13 protein-coding genes are annotated in these 15,212 nt (G+C 58.5%); 2 read left to right on the forward strand and 11 right to left on the reverse strand.

The window, feature by feature from the left end:
- Positions 1 to 23 precede the first annotated feature (23 nt).
- Together folB and folK are read left to right on the forward strand one after the other, a co-directional pair.
- On the forward strand, positions 24 to 380 hold the full coding sequence (gene folB / locus ACM6I5_RS13170) for a dihydroneopterin aldolase (protein ID WP_008027044.1): 357 nt from the start codon (positions 24 to 26) through the stop codon (positions 378 to 380).
- Positions 371 to 889 (forward strand): 2-amino-4-hydroxy-6-hydroxymethyldihydropteridine diphosphokinase, encoded by a 519-nt coding sequence (gene folK, locus ACM6I5_RS13175; RefSeq protein ID WP_414884035.1) that lies wholly within the window; start codon positions 371 to 373, stop codon positions 887 to 889. Before folB ends, folK begins: the two co-directional genes overlap by 10 nt.
- An 89-nt stretch (positions 890 to 978) precedes the next feature.
- Here folK and ACM6I5_RS13180 read toward each other — a convergent pair whose 3' ends face one another.
- From ACM6I5_RS13180 to ACM6I5_RS13230, 11 genes are all read right to left on the reverse strand, one after another.
- The gene (locus tag ACM6I5_RS13180; RefSeq protein WP_017341122.1) at positions 979 to 2,202 is read right to left on the reverse strand and encodes a multifunctional CCA addition/repair protein; all 1,224 of its coding nucleotides are present in this window, start codon (positions 2,200 to 2,202) and stop codon (positions 979 to 981) included.
- Between the two features lie 63 nt (positions 2,203 to 2,265).
- Entirely contained in the window at positions 2,266 to 3,828 is a 1,563-nt protein-coding gene (locus tag ACM6I5_RS13185; RefSeq protein ID WP_017341121.1) for a SpoVR family protein, read from the reverse strand.
- A complete protein-coding gene (locus tag ACM6I5_RS13190; protein WP_007980218.1) occupies positions 3,825 to 5,096 on the reverse strand; it encodes a YeaH/YhbH family protein in 1,272 nt (423 codons plus the stop codon). The genes ACM6I5_RS13185 and ACM6I5_RS13190 overlap by 4 nt, the downstream gene beginning before the upstream one ends.
- Before the next feature lie 204 nt (positions 5,097 to 5,300).
- A complete protein-coding gene (locus tag ACM6I5_RS13195) occupies positions 5,301 to 7,223 on the reverse strand; it encodes a PrkA family serine protein kinase (RefSeq protein ID WP_017341119.1) in 1,923 nt (640 codons plus the stop codon).
- A 297-nt stretch (positions 7,224 to 7,520) separates the two neighbouring features.
- Positions 7,521 to 7,850, reverse strand: coding sequence for a thiosulfate sulfurtransferase GlpE (glpE, locus tag ACM6I5_RS13200; RefSeq protein WP_017341118.1), 330 nt, complete (start codon positions 7,848 to 7,850; stop codon positions 7,521 to 7,523).
- Between the two features lie 33 nt (positions 7,851 to 7,883).
- The gene (locus ACM6I5_RS13205; protein ID WP_017341117.1) at positions 7,884 to 8,765 is read right to left on the reverse strand and encodes a symmetrical bis(5'-nucleosyl)-tetraphosphatase; all 882 of its coding nucleotides are present in this window, start codon (positions 8,763 to 8,765) and stop codon (positions 7,884 to 7,886) included.
- A complete protein-coding gene (gene apaG, locus ACM6I5_RS13210; protein ID WP_017341116.1) occupies positions 8,765 to 9,145 on the reverse strand; it encodes a Co2+/Mg2+ efflux protein ApaG in 381 nt (126 codons plus the stop codon). Before apaG ends, ACM6I5_RS13205 begins: the two co-directional genes overlap by 1 nt.
- Before the next feature lie 121 nt (positions 9,146 to 9,266).
- The gene (rsmA, locus tag ACM6I5_RS13215; protein ID WP_017341115.1) at positions 9,267 to 10,085 is read right to left on the reverse strand and encodes a 16S rRNA (adenine(1518)-N(6)/adenine(1519)-N(6))-dimethyltransferase RsmA; all 819 of its coding nucleotides are present in this window, start codon (positions 10,083 to 10,085) and stop codon (positions 9,267 to 9,269) included.
- The gene (gene pdxA / locus ACM6I5_RS13220) at positions 10,082 to 11,071 is read right to left on the reverse strand and encodes a 4-hydroxythreonine-4-phosphate dehydrogenase PdxA (protein WP_017341114.1); all 990 of its coding nucleotides are present in this window, start codon (positions 11,069 to 11,071) and stop codon (positions 10,082 to 10,084) included. The genes rsmA and pdxA overlap by 4 nt, the downstream gene beginning before the upstream one ends.
- Complete coding sequence (surA, locus tag ACM6I5_RS13225; RefSeq protein WP_414884036.1) at positions 11,068 to 12,384, reverse strand: peptidylprolyl isomerase SurA; 1,317 nt, start codon at positions 12,382 to 12,384, stop codon at positions 11,068 to 11,070. The genes pdxA and surA overlap by 4 nt, the downstream gene beginning before the upstream one ends.
- Positions 12,365 to 15,163, reverse strand: a complete 2,799-nt coding sequence (locus tag ACM6I5_RS13230; RefSeq protein WP_414884037.1) for an LPS-assembly protein LptD — start codon at positions 15,161 to 15,163, stop codon at positions 12,365 to 12,367. The genes surA and ACM6I5_RS13230 overlap by 20 nt, the downstream gene beginning before the upstream one ends.
- Between the last annotated feature and the right edge of the window lie 49 nt (positions 15,164 to 15,212).

Raw genomic sequence — 15,212 nt, forward strand, 5'->3', positions numbered from 1 at the left:
TGTCGTGCAGCGGAGAAGAGTGCTTGGACAGAGTGTTTATCGAGGGCCTGGAAGTCGACACCGTGATTGGTGCCTACGACTGGGAGCGTGGCATCCGACAGTGCCTGCGTCTTGATCTGAGCTTCGCCTGGGATAATCGCCCGGCCGCGGCCGGTGACGACCTGACCCTGGCGCTCGATTACGCGAGCGTTTCGTCGCGCATCCAGGCCTTTGCCGAGCAGGCGCAGTTCCAGCTGGTCGAGACCTTTGCCGAGCGACTGGTGGAAGTGCTGATGAGCGAATTCAACATCACCTGGATGCGCCTCAAGTTGACCAAGCCAGGCGCCGTCCCGGCGGCCACCGGTGGTGTGGGCGTGGAGATCGAGCGCGGATGTCGCTGACTCAGGTGTATCTCGGGCTCGGTAGCAATATCGAGCGCGAAACCCATTTGCAGGCTGGCCTGGAAGCCCTGGCGGGTTTTCTGGTGGATATACGCTGCTCGGCGGTGTTCGAAAGCCAGCCCGTGGGGATCAAGAGCGGGCCGTTCTTCAATTTTGTGGTTTCGGCTTACACCGATCTGCCGCTGATGGAGTTGGACCGCCGGTTGAAATTCATTGAGGCGGACAATGGCCGCTATGCGCCGGACCGCAAGGGTTTGCCACTGGATATCGACGTGTTGCTGTTCGGTGACCTGGTGGGCAACTTCGATGGTTTGATTCTGCCGCGTGCCGAGATTCTGAAAAATGCCTTTGTGCTGTGGCCGTTGTCGCTGATTGCGCCGGATCGTGTGCATCCGGGTGTGGGCAAAAGCTTCGCGACGTTGTGGAGTGAAGCGCAGATTGATCAAGTGTTGGCGCCAGTGGCGTTTGAGTGGCGCGGCGTGCAGCTGACCCCGTCCAGTATCCTTTAAGGCAAAAGATCGCAGCCTTCGGCAGCTCCTACAGAAAAACGCATATTCCTGTGTAGGAGCTGCCAAAGGCTGCGATCTCTTGATCTTGCTTAGATTTGTTCCTTGTAGGCTTTCAGCGCCTTGAGCCGCTCGCGCTTGATCGCCTCACCCAGCTCCGGCCCCTTGAATCCCTTCTCCAGCAACGGCTGAACCGCCACGCTTCGCGCAGCATTCGCCGCGCCACGCAAATAATCCGCCTGTGGATAACTTCTCTGCTCCAGCCCTTTGCGCCCACGTGCGTCCATTTCACACGCCGCAATAAACTCTTCAAACCGCTGTGGCCGACGGTAAACATCGAAACTCTGCAACAACTCCAGCAAGGTCGAAGGCTTTAGCTCAAGAGCGCGATGCCCGTGAGTGTGAAATTGGCCCACCAGCAGCGCCAGCTCCTGACAGTCCTTCGGCGCCTTGAAGCGTTCATTGACTGCTTTGATCAGCTTCAGGCCCTTGTGTTCGTGTGCGATGTGCCGGGGCCATTCTTCTTCCGGCGTCAGTCCTTTCCCCAGGTCATGCAGCAGGCAGGCCCAGCGCACAGTCAGCGGCTGTTTGTGCAGTGCAGCTTGTTCGAGCACGCTCAAGGTGTGGGCGCCCGTGTCGATTTCCGGGTGGTGGGCTTCGGGCTGCGGGACACCGAACAGTGCGTCGACTTCCGGCATCAGCACCTTCAGCGCGGCGCAGTCGCGCAGTACCTGGATGAACACTTGTGGCTGATCTTCCATCAGTGCGCGGGAAATTTCCTTCCAGCTGCGTTCTGCTGTCAGCGCTTCGAGTTCTCCTGACTCGCTGAGCTCACGCATCAGCTCCAGCGTCTCTGGTGCAACGGTAAAGCCAAGCTCGGCATATCGTGCGGCGAAGCGCGCAACACGCAGAACACGGAGGGGATCTTCGGCAAATGCGGGGGAAACGTGACGAAGCAAGCGAGCCTCGAGGTCGCGTTGGCCATGATAGGGGTCTGTCAGCTTCTGCTGATCGTCTTCGGCCATGGCGTTGATTGTCAGGTCACGACGGATCAGGTCTTCTTCAAGCGTCACTTCGGGGCTGGCGTGAAAGGTGAAGCCGCCATAGCCGCGTCCGCTTTTACGTTCGGTCCGGGCGAGGGCGTATTCCTCACCGCTTTTCGGATGAAGAAACACCGGGAAGTCCGCTCCTACCGGGCGAAAGCCCTTGGCGAGCATTTCTTCAGTGGTGGCCCCGACCACGACCCAGTCGATATCGGTGACAGGCTTGCCCAGCAGCCGATCACGAACCGCACCGCCGACTTTATAAATCTGCATAAAAAACCTCCGTTAGCTCGACAGAATAACCGTTGCGTCGAACTTCCGGAGGCAGAAACCGGATCAAAGATGGATGACAGCCAGGTCCAGCCGGCCGTAATCGCCTTCGTTGTGCTCGCTTCTGGGCGGAACATGGTGGGTTTTCATCACCTGATCCCCTTGCAGGGTTTCCAAGTGAATGTCGAAGCCCCAGAGACGGTGCAAGTGCTTGAGCACTTCCTCGGTAGACTCGCCCAGCGGTTTGCGGTCGTGTTGCTGGTGACGAAGGGTCAGGGAGCGATCGCCACGGCGGTCGATGCTGTAGATCTGGATGTTGGGCTCGCGATTGCCCAGGTTGTACTGCGCTGCCAGGGTTTCACGGATAGTGCGGTAGCCGTCTTCATCGTGAATGGCCGGCACCAGTAGATCGTCCTTCTGGTCGTCATCGAGAATGCTGAACAACTTCAGGTCGCGGATGACCTTGGGTGAAAGGTACTGCAGGATGAAACTCTCATCCTTGAAGCTGCTCATGGCGAACTTGATGCTCGATAGCCAATCGGTACCGGCGATTTCCGGGAACCAGCGGTAATCCTCTTCGGTCGGGTGTTCACACATGCGCCGGATATCCCGGTACATCGCAAAGCCCAGGGTGTAGGGGTTGATGCCGTTGTAGTACGGGCTGTCGAAACCCGGCTGAAAGACCACGCTGGTGTGGGACGTCAGGAACTCCATCATGAAACCGTCGGTGACCAGGCCTTCGTCGTACAGATCGTTCATCAAGGTGTAATGCCAGAACGTGGCCCAGCCTTCGTTCATCACCTGGGTCTGGCGTTGTGGATAGAAGTACTGCGCGATCTTGCGCACGATGCGTACGATCTCGCGCTGCCACGGTTCCAGCAGCGGCGCATGTTTTTCGATGAAGTACAGGATGTTTTCCTGAGGTTCGGCGGGGAAGCGCGCGTTGTCCTTGTCGCTGTACTTGTCCGCGCCTTTTGGAATGGTGCGCCACAGATCGTTGATCTGCTTCTGTAAATGCTCTTCCCGATCCTTTTGCCGACGACGTTCCTCTTCGGCGGATATCGGGTAAGGGCGTTTGTAGCGGTCTACCCCGTAGTTCATCAGCGCATGGCAGGAGTCCAGCAGGTCCTCGACCGCATCGATGCCGTGGCGCTCTTCGCATTGCATGATGTACTGCTTGGCGAACACCAGATAATCGATGATCGAACTGGCGTCGGTCCAGGTGCGGAACAGGTAATTGCCTTTGAAGAAGCTGTTGTGCCCGTAGCAGGCATGGGCCACCACCAGGGCCTGCATGCAGATGGTGTTTTCTTCCATCAGATAGGCAATGCACGGGTCAGAGTTGATCACGATCTCGTAGGCCAGCCCCATCTGGCCGCGAGAGTAGGATTTCTCGGTGCTGAGGAAGTGTTTGCCGTATGACCAGTGGTGATACCCCAGTGGCATGCCCACAGAGGCGTAGGCGTCCATCATCTGCTCGGCTGTGATTACTTCGATCTGGTTGGGGTAGGTATCGAGGGCGTAGCGAGCCGCGATACGGCTGATTTCGCGGTCGTAGGCCTGGATCAGCTCGAACGTCCATTCTGAGCCGGTGGAAATGGGTTGGCGCTTCTGCTCTTTGGCGGTCATGTCACTAACCTGCGCTGGAAGAGTTCACGGAAGACCGGATAGATATCCCCGGCCGAGACCAGTTGTTGCTGGGCAAAAGTGTCAGAAAAGGCTTCGGCGATGCGTTCGTATTCGAACCACAAGGCCTGGTGTTCGCGCGGGGTGATCTCAACGTAAGTGTAGTACTGCACAAACGGCATGATCTGGTTGATCAGGATGTCACGGCAGATTGGCGAGTCGTCATTCCAGTTGTCGCCGTCGGAGGCTTGCGCGGCATAGATGTTCCACTCGTTGCTCGGATAGCGTTCGGCCATGATCTCCTGCATCAGTTTCAACGCGCTGGAAACGATGGTGCCGCCGGTTTCGCGGGAGTAGAAAAACTCTTCCTCATCGACCTCCCTGGCGCTGGTGTGGTGGCGGATGAACACGACGTCGATCTTGTCGTAGTTACGCTTGAGGAACAGGTACAGCAGGATAAAGAAGCGCTTGGCGATGTCTTTGGTTGCCTGGGTCATGGAGCCGGACACGTCCATCAGGCAGAACATCACGGCCTTCGAGCTGGGGTTGGGTTGCTTGATCAGCAGGTTGTACTTGAGGTCGAAGGTATCGAGGAACGGTACGCGATGAATGCGCGCACTGAGTTTTTCGATTTCTGCCTCGATTTCCTGAATATCGCCGAAGTTGTCTGGTTCTTCCTGCTTCAGCCGCAGCAATTCCTCTTTGGCTTCACGCAGTTTCGCCCGGCTGCTGCCGGACAGGGCAATGCGCCGTGCATGGGCCGAACGCAAGGTGCGGATGATGTTGATCCGCGACGGGTTGCCTTCGTTACTGATCCCGGCGCGTACGGTCTTGAAGGTATCGGTGCCGGTCAGGTTACGCTTGACCAGGTTCGGCAGCTCAAGGTCCTCGAACATGAACTCGAGGAATTCTTCCTGGGTGATCTGAAAGACGAATTCGTCCATTCCTTCACCGGAGTTGCCGGCCTTGCCCGGGCCTCTGCCACCGCCGCCTCCGGGTGGACGGGCGATGTGCTCGCCGCTGGTGAATTCCTTGTTGCCCGGGTGTACGACGGTCTGCTTGCCACCGCGACCGTGGTGAAGCACCGGCTCGTCGATGTCGCGGCCGGGAATGCTGATCTGCTCGCCGTGTTCCATATCGGTAATGGAACGCCGGCTGACCGCCTCTTCGACAGCCTTCTTGATGTGATCACGGTAACGCCGCAGAAACCGCTGGCGGTTTACCGTGCTCTTGTTCTTGCCATTGAGACGTCGGTCGATCACATAGCTCATGACTGCTCCTTAGAAGCTGTCCTGAAAGGGGCGAGCGGTGATGCAGCATCGGACCGGGAGCCAAGGGATATTCAACGCTCCCCCAAGCGCTTTGGATGCTGCCTGAACTCGCTACCGACTTTCGAACACCTTCCAGAGGCCTGTGTAACAGAAAATGCGCACACAGGTCTCTGGCTGACGACAACCGGTCTGACCGGCAGCGGGTTATTGTGATTTTCTGACCCGCAAGTACCACTCGGACAGCAGTCGTACCTGTTTGTCGGTGTAGCCCCGCTCGACCATCCGTGTGACGAAGTCGTTGTGCTTTTGCTGGTCCTCTTTGCTGGCCTTGGCGTTGAAGCTGATGACCGGCAGGAGGTCCTCGGTGTTGGAGAACATTTTCTTCTCGATGACCACCCGCAGTTTTTCGTAGCTGAGCCAGGTCGGGTTCTTGCCGTTGTTGTTGGCTCGGGCGCGCAGCACAAAGTTGACGATTTCGTTGCGGAAATCCTTCGGATTGCTGATACCGGCCGGTTTTTCGATTTTCTCCAGTTCTTCGTTCAGTGCCACGCGGTTGAGAATCTCGCCGGTTTCCGGGTCGCGATACTCCTGGTCCTGGATCCAGAAGTCGGCATACAGCACGTAACGATCGAAGATGTTCTGGCCGTACTCGCTGTAAGACTCGAGGTAGGCGGTCTGGATTTCCTTGCCGATGAACTCGATATAACGCGGCGCCAGGTATTCCTTGAGGAACCGCAGGTAGCGTTCACGGGTTTCGGCCTGGAATTGCTCCTGTTCGATCTGTTGCTCCAGCACGTAGAGCAAGTGCACCGGGTTGGCGGCGATTTCGTGCGGATCGAAGTTGAAGACCTTCGACAGAATCTTGAACGCGAAGCGCGTCGACAGGCCGTTCATGCCTTCGTCGACACCCGCATTGTCGCGGTATTCCTGGATCGACTTGGCCTTTGGATCGGTGTCCTTGAGGTTTTCACCGTCATACACCCGCATCTTGGAATAGATGTTGGAGTTTTCCGGCTCCTTCAGGCGTGAAAGCACGGTGAACTGGGCCAGCATTTTCAGGGTGTCCGGCGCGCAATGCGCCTTGGCCAGAGAACTGTTGAACAGAAGCTTGTCGTAGATCTTCACTTCGTCGCTGACCCGCAGGCAGTACGGCACTTTGACGATGTAGATCCGGTCGATGAAGGCTTCGTTGTTCTTGTTGTTGCGGAAGGTGTGCCATTCCGATTCGTTGGAGTGGGCCAGCAGGATCCCGGTAAACGGAATCGCCCCCAGGCCTTCGGTACTGTTGTAGTTGCCTTCCTGGGTGGCGGTCAGCAATGGGTGCAGCACCTTGATCGGCGCCTTGAACATCTCGACGAATTCCATCAGGCCCTGGTTGGCCCGGCACAGTGCGCCCGAGTAGCTGTAGGCGTCGGCGTCGTTCTGCGGGAACTCTTCCAGTTTGCGGATATCGACCTTGCCCACCAGTGCCGAGATGTCCTGGTTGTTTTCATCTCCCGGCTCGGTTTTGGCCACGGCGATCTGGTTGAGGATCGACGGATAGAGTTTCACCACGCGGAACTGGCTGATGTCTCCACCGAATTCGGCCAGGCGTTTAGTGGCCCATGGCGACATGATGGTGTTGAGATAGCGTCGCGGAATGCCGAAGTCTTCCTCAAGGATCGCGCCATCTTCAGTGGCGTTGAACAGACCCAGGGGCGATTCGAAAACCGGCGAGCCTTTGATCGCGTAGAAAGGCACCTTCTCGATCAGCTGTTTCAGCTTCTCGGCCAGGGACGATTTACCGCCACCGACAGGGCCGAGCAGATAGAGGATCTGTTTCTTCTCTTCCAGGCCCTGAGCGGCGTGGCGGAAATACGAGACGATCTGGTCGATGCATTCTTCCATCCCGTGGAAGTCTTCAAAGGCCGGATAGCGACGGATTACCTTGTTGGAAAAGATTCGCGAAAGCCTCGAGTTGGTCGAGGTGTCGAGCAGCTCCGGTTCTCCGATGGCCAGCAAGAGACGCTCGGCGGCGGAAGCGTAGGCGCTGCGGTCGTTTTTGCACAGCTCCAGGTACTCTTGTAGCGAGAGTTCTTCCTGGCGTGTGGACTCGAAGCGTTGTTGGAAGTGGCTAAAGATACTCATGACGTCACCTCGCTCGATACGTGGAGCCGACGCCGGATCATTCAGTCGATGCTGGCAGCAACCGAACAGGCAGTTGCTGTTTACCCCCCAGAACTCTCTCGAAGCTGACGACTCCGAAAGCTACTCCCGATGATCCGCGCGCCGGTGTACCGGCTCTCCCCTGTTTTGGATGGCCTGCGCTTAAGGATAGTTGGGAATTCAGGAGGTAAAGGGCGGATACGTAATTAGTTGTGGCTGACCGTTCGTCTGCCACCGCGCTAGCCCGCGGGAGCCGGGGGCTTGCGCGTTACAAAAAAATTATTCGGAAGAGCCTTGTGCTGTTTCCGAAGGATAAGTCGTACGCCACAGCTCAAAACCGCCATCCATGCTGTAGACGTCGGAGAAACCCTGGCTGATCAGGTAGGCCGCCGCGCTCTGGCTGGAATTGCCGTGATAACAGACCACGACCGTCGGTGCATCAAGATCGGCGGCGCGGATGAAATCCGAGATGGAGACGTTGTCCAGATGCTTCGAGCCGGCGATATGCAGCGCGGCATATGTTGCAGGATCTCGAACATCGACCACCACCGCGCCTTGTTCGCGCAGGGCCTGGGCCTGTTCTGGGGGGATGCGTTTGAATTCGCTCATGGCGGGCTCCTGTGGCTCGGCTGAAAGCGCAGTCTAGCGCTGGGCGCTGGCTGACGTTTGTTCGGGAATAGGGGAGGCGACTGGCGGCAGGGCATGGCCATGCTCGTCGCATTTGCACTGCAGGCGTTCAAAGGTGTCGACGTTCATCAGGGTCATCGAACCACCCCAGACGCAACCGGTGTCGAGGGCTAAGATGCCCGGCTCGTTGCACTGGCCCTCAAGTGCTGCCCAGTGGCCGAAGATGATCTTCACGCCCTTGGTCTTGCGCTCCTTGAACTGGAACCAGGGTTTGTAACCCTCCGGTGCAGTGTCGAGACCTTCCTTGCTCTTGAGGTCCAGCTTGCCTTCGCTGGTGCAGAAACGCATGCGGGTGAAATAGTTGGTGATCACGCGCAGGCGGGTTACACCTTTGAGATCACTGTCCCACTTCAACGGCTCGTTGCCGTACATGCCATCGAGGTAAGGCGCAAAACGGTTGTCGTCGCGCAGCGCCTCTTCGACCTCGGCGGCGTACTTCAAGGCTTTGCGCAGCGACCATTGTGGCGGTATGCCGGCGTGGACCAGGGCGATGTTGCGCTGTTCGTCGTAATGCATGAGCTTTTGCTGGCGCACCCACTCCAGCAGTTCCGCGCTATCTGGCGCTTCAAGAATCTCGCGCAGGGTGTCGGCTTTCTTCAGGCGTTCGATGTTGTGGCCGGCAGCCAGCAAGTGCAAGTCGTGGTTGCCCAGTACGCATACCAGTGACTCGCGCAGGCTATAAAGGAAGCGCAAGGTTTCCAGCGATTGCGGACCACGGTTGACCAGATCGCCGACCAGCCACAGTTTGTCCCGGGCAGGGTCGAATGCGACTTGCTCAAGCAGGCATTTCAGGGGGTCGAGGCACCCTTGCAGGTCGCCTACGGCATACGTCGCCATCAGTGCAGGGCCCCAGGCACCGCCAGGCGGAATGGGGCGATGATGGCGTCGAAATGCTTACCGTCCTCGGCAATCATTTGATAGCTGCCTTGCATGGTGCCGACCTTGGTCGTCATCACTGTGCCACTGCTGTAGGTGTGGTCGCCGCCGGCCAGGATCAGCGGTTGCAAACCCACGACGCCGGCACCGCGAACCTCTTCGACATGTCCGTCGCCATCGGTGATGACCCAGTGCCGGGACAACAGCTTGGCCGGTAACTCGCCACTGTTGTGCACGGTAATGGTGTAAGCGAAGGCAAAGCGGTTTTGCTCGGGTTGCGATTGTTCTGCCAGATAGCGGGTGACGACGCTGACGTCGACCTGATAACGAGAATCGGACATGCAAGAGGCCTTAAAAACGAAGCGGGACGCGGGGCGTAGCTGATGTCTCAGTCTAGGCCAAGTATCGGGTAGTAAACCAGACATGGGGGCTGGTGTCCTACCCGATAACGCTTGTTGCCTGTCAGTCGGCGGCGGGCTTCTGTAGGACTTGTTCGCTGAGCTTGTCGGCCAGGCGCACAAAGGCGGCCAGATCGAGCTGTTCAGGACGCAGGCTGCCGTCGACACCGGCGGCGGTGATTTCGTCGTTGCTCAGCAGCAATTTCAGCGTGTTGCGCAGGGTCTTGCGGCGCTGGTTGAAGGCTTCGCGCACGACGCGCTCCAGCAGGCGGTGATCCTTGGCCGGGTGTGGCAGTACTGCGTGTGGCACCAGGCGCACGATGGCCGAATCGACTTTAGGCGGCGGGTTGAACGCGCCCGGGCCAACGTTGAACAGGTGCTCTACGCGGCAGTGGTACTGGACCATGATCGACAGGCGACCCCAGTCACCGCCGCCAGGGCCTGCCGCCAGACGCTCGACCACTTCTTTCTGCAGCATGAAGTGCATGTCGCGGATGATGCCCGCGTTGTTCAGCAGGTGAAAAATCAGCGGCGTAGAGATGTTGTATGGCAGGTTGCCAACCACGCGCAGGCTGTTCGGTGCTGCGTTCAGGCTGTTGAAGTCGAACTTCAGCGCGTCACCCTGATGCAGGTTGAAGTTGCTCTTGCCGGCGAACTGTTGGTTGAGGATCGGGATCAGGTCTTTGTCCAGCTCCACCACGTCCAACTGGGCACCGCTGTTCAGCAGGCCTTGAGTCAGCGCACCCTGGCCAGGGCCGATTTCCAGCAGGCGGTCTTCGGGTTTGGCATGGATGGAGCGCAGGATGCGGTCGATAACGCCGGCATCATGCAGGAAGTTCTGGCCGAAACGCTTGCGCGCCCGGTGTTGGTAATGCTCGGTCATAAACGGGTCTCGGCCATCTGGTAGGCGGTTTCCAGGGCGACTTGCAGGCTGCCGGTGTCGATTTTACCGCTGCCGGCCAGGTCCAGGGCAGTGCCGTGGTCGACCGAGGTGCGGATGATCGGCAAGCCGAGGGTCACGTTGACTGCCGCGCCGAAGCCTTTGTATTTCAGCACGGGCAAGCCCTGGTCGTGGTACATCGCCAGCACCGCGTCGCAGTGCTCCAGATATTTGGGGGTAAACAGAGTGTCGGCGGGCAGGGGGCCGCGAAGGTCCATGCCCTCGCCGCGCAGGCGCTCTAATGTAGGTTCGATGATGTCGATTTCTTCATGGCCCAGGTGTCCGCCTTCACCGGCGTGCGGGTTGAGCCCGCAGACCAGGATGCGTGGCCGGGCGATGCCGAATTTTTCTTGCAGGTCGGCGTACAGAATCCGCGTGACCCGTTCCAGACGCTCCGGCGTGATTGCATCGGCGATCTCGCGAAGGGGCAGGTGAGTGGTGACCAGGGCTACGCGCAATCCGCGAGTCGCGAGCATCATCACCACTTGCGCGGTATGCGTCAGGTCAGCGAGAAATTCCGTATGACCGGAAAAGGCGATGCCTGATTCATTGATCACACCCTTGTGCACAGGGGCGGTAATCATCCCGGCAAAATGCCCGTCCAGGCAGCCCTGACCCGCGCGGGTCAGGGTTTCCAGAACGAAAGCCGCATTGGCTTTGTCGAGTTGACCGGCAATGACTGGCGCACTAAGCGGCGTATCCCAGACATACAGGCTGTTGGCTGGTGCGGGTACATCCGGCCAGGCACCAGGCGTGACTGGCAGCAAATCGACAACCACACCGAGCTGCGCGGCCCGCTCTGTGAGCAGGTCGCGACTGGTAATGGCAATCAGGGGGTGTGGCTGGGCTTGCGAGGCGAGCAGCAGGCACAGGTCAGGACCTATGCCGGCCGGTTCACCGGGTGTCAGCGCGAAACGCTTGGGTTTCACTGCGCTGCCTGGTCTGCACCAGGAAGTTTGATCTCTACGTATGCTTCGTCACGGATCTGACGCAGCCAGGTTTGCAGCTCTTCGTCGTATTTGCGGTTACGCAGTACGGTCATGGCTTGCTGCTCACGGGCCTGGGTGGTGCTGTCGGTGGCGCGACGGCCAAGGACTTCCAGAACGTGCCAGCCATATTGAGTCTGGAACGGCTTGGACAGCTGACCTTGCGGGGTGTTGGCCATCACTTCGCGGAATTCAGGCACCAATGCATTCGGATCGATCCAGTTCAGGTCGCCACCGTTGAGGGCGGAACCCGGATCTTCCGAGTAGTTTTTCGCCAGCTCGCCGAAATCTTCGCCCGCTTCGATACGGCTATAGAGCGATTGCGCCAAGGCTTTGGTTTTTGCTTCGTCGCGGATCGGGCTTGGTTTGACCAGGATATGACGCACGTGCACTTCGTCACGTGTCTGGGTCTCGCCACCACGCTTGTCGAGGATCTTCAGGATGATGAAGCCGCCCGGCGTGCGCATTGGCTGGGTAACGTCGCCAACCGCCATGGTGCTCAGCATACGATCGAACGGAGGCGGCAATTGAGCGGCTTTACGCCAGCCCATGTCGCCACCTTCCAGTGCGGTTTCACTGGCGGATTTGGCGATTGCCAACTGACCGAAGTCAGCGCCTTGCTTGAGCTGCTGGTAAACCGCATCTGCCTGTTTGGCTGCAGTCTGAATCGCGTCGGAGTTGGCGCTTTCCGGCGTAGGAATCAGGATGTTGGCCAGACGGAATTCTTCGGACAGCTGCATCTTGCCAAGATCGGAAGCGAGGAAGTTCTTCACCTCCTGCTCGGAGACCTGGATGCGTTCGGCCACACGGCGTTGACGCACACGGCTGATGATCATTTCGCGGCGAATCTGCTCACGGGCGTCGTCGTAGGACAGACCGTCGCGAGTCAGGGCGGCACGGAATTGTTCAATCGACATGTTATTGCGCTGGGCAATGGTGCCGACGGCCTGGTTCAGCTCTTCATCGGTAATGCGAATGCCGGAGCGTTCGCCGATCTGCAGTTGCAGGTTCTCGACGATCAGACGCTCAAGCACCTGCTGGTCCAGCACGCTGGCCGGCGGCGCGGAAGCGCCGCGTTTGGCGATGGTTTGCTGAACTTCATGAACGCGCTGGTCCAGTTGGCTCTGCATGACCACGTCGTTATCGACAATGGCCACCACTCTATCGATGGACTGTACCGCGGCATTCGCCGCAGTACCCAGAAACAGCGCGCCCAGCACGAGCGGGCGCAGACAATCAGAAAGCTTGGTCTTCACGTTCACGATAACCTTGGATGCCTTTGTCGAGGAAGCTCTCTACTTTGGCGCCGGTGAGGCCGCCGAGACCTTTCAGAACGATTTGTAGGAAGATGCCATGGTCGCCTTTTTCGTTTTCCGGGGCGTTCTGACTGAACTCGTCATACGACACCCAGTACCGATTGATCAGGCGCAGTTTCCAGCAGCAGTTGTCGTACTCGAAACCACCGAAGGCTTCCAGGGTACGGTTGCGGTTGTAGTCATACTGCCAGCGACTGATGGCGTTCCACTGCGGCACGATCGGCCAGATCACCGAGAAATCGTGCTGTTGGATCTTGTAGTAGTCCTTCACGTAGCCCGGGGTGCCCGGAGTGCCGTAGTCACCACCGCCCACCGACCACTTGCCGGTGTTCTGGTCGTAACGGACCTGGTCATTACGATAGCGATAGCCGGCGTTGATGACCTTGTTCGGGTTGTCTTCAGGCTGGTAGTGGAACATCGCGCTGCCCGAGCGAGGGCTGCGGCTGTCCGGATCCCAGTTGTAATCGGCGGTCGTGCGCCAATCGCGGTTCCAGCGGTATTCGTATTCCAGCGCATACGGTGAAACATTGGCATTTGCATCGTCGCGGGTTTTTGCATCGATACCCGGCAACTGGACTTCGCGATCCTTGAAATACAAGGCCTGGCCGACGCTGATGCGTTGGCGCTCGAAGCCGTCTTCCTCGATCCAGCGGTTGGTCACGCCCAGCGACAGTTTGTTCTCGTCGCCGACGCGGTCGGAGCCGGAGAAGCGGTTGTCGCGGAACAAAGACGCATAGTTGAAGGTGTATTCGCCGGTGTCGAAGACCGGGATGTCCTTCTGGTCTTCCTCAGGTACATAGAGGTAGAACAGGCGAGGTTCCAGGGTTTGGCGATAGTTTTTACCGAACCAGGTGGTGTCGCGGTCGAAATACAGGCCGCTGTCAATGCTCGCAATCGGGACGCCACGGTTTTGCGAACTGCTGAACGACTCGCCGAGGGCTGAGGCGTTATTGCGATTCGTCAGGAGATCGTTCTTGCCGGTGCCATCAAGATCAAGGTCGTACTGAGTGTACTGATACTTGAGCGATGGCTTCACGAAACCATACGTCCAATCCAAAGGCAGGCTCACACCTGGCTTGAGGTTCAGACGATTACCGTTGGCGCGCGCCAGGCCCGTCACGTTGGTGTCCAGGCGAGGCGACAGGACGCCGTTTTCATCGGAAAACTGACCTGTTTCCAGATCCCGCTCAAACCGCACGATTTCTGTTTCGTAGTCGAAATTCAAGCCTTGCGGATGTACCGGCAACTGACCATTGAAGGTGAGCTGCGGCAAACGATCATACGGCGTGATGTTCGAAACGGTTGCTAGCTGATACGCCTGGGCGTTCAAACGAGCGGTGTAGCTGTCGCCACGGTAGGTGACGGAACCCTGCTGGTTGACGTAATCGTCGCTTTTCACGCCAATCTGATCGGTCTGCAGATCCTGGAAGTAATACGGATCGCTGATCTTGGTGTAATCGACCTGGGTGAAAACGCGAGAGTCAAGACCGCCCTTGTGTTGCCAGTTGTACATGTAGCGGGTTTTTTCGTAGTCGGTCTGCTGACTGCGATCGGTGTTGTCATCATTGAGGTACGCGGCGCCGAACTGACCTTCGCTGGATTTGGTCAGGTAACGGAATTCGCCTTCCATCAACAGGCCGCGCTTGCTCATGTAGCGCGGGTACAACGTGGCATCGTAGTTCGGTGCCAGGTTGAAGTAGTACGGCGTGACGAGCAGGAAGCCGGTATCGCTGCCAGTGCCGATGGTCGGCGGCAGGAAGCCGGACTGACGACGGTCGTCGATCGGGAAATAGATGTACGGCGTGTACAGAACCGGAATGTCCTTGACCCGCAGCGTCACGTTGGTGGCGGTACCGAAACCGGTGGCCGGGTTCAAGGTGATGTTGTTGCCCTTGAGCTGCCAGGCGTTGCTGTTCGGTTCGCACGTGGTGTACGTACCATCCTTGAGGCGGATGATCGCGTTCTCGGCACGTTTGGCGTACAGCGCGTTACCGCGGATACGGGATTTGTGCATCACGTATTCGGCGTTGTCGACCTTGGCTTCCCCGGTGTCGAGCTGTACTTCGGCGTGGTCGCCGACGATCAGCGCGCCGTTGTCGCGAATGCGTACGTTGCCGTCCAGCTCGCCACGGCTCTCGGCCTGATAGAGGTTCGCTTCGTCGGCTTCAGCCTGCATGCTGCCCTGACGCAAGACCACGTCGCCCGCCAGGGTGGCAATCTGCTCGTCCTGCTTATAGCGGGAGGCCTTGGCGCCGACAAAGGTCGGAGCGTCACTTTTATTCGTCTTGTCATTCATGCCAGGACGAATCGGTTCGATATAGGAACCAGAGCAATAAGGACCGGTTTCGGCCAATTGCGCTGCAGTGAGCTTCTCGCGCGGAACCCAGTCGAGGTGACTGTAGTCTTCGCTACGTGACTTGAGACCGCGGCCTTTGGCTTCGGTGACCAGCGCAGTCTTGGGGCCAGTGTCTTCACTGGCGCCGCTCTCGGCCGGTGCTTCACCGGTCGCGGAGACTGCGCTGCCGTCATGGACGGGACGCGGTGGCAATGCAGCCGCCGGCGTCTTTGGCGCACAGTCCCAGGCACCCGAAGCAGAGACTGAGCAGTCATACTGTTCCGCGGCGACCACGAATGAAGTGGCTAGAGGTTGCAGGGCCAGCAGACTGCCGGTAACCAACAACGGAAATTTTTTACGAAACGCGGGGGATTTCAATGCCATCTTATTAGTCCGGGCTTCCTGCGTGCCATCTGCCCGCGGTGTGGGCCGC

The organism is Pseudomonas sp. IT-P171, from assembly GCF_949767765.1.
Lineage (GTDB): Bacteria > Pseudomonadota > Gammaproteobacteria > Pseudomonadales > Pseudomonadaceae > Aquipseudomonas > Aquipseudomonas fluorescens_B.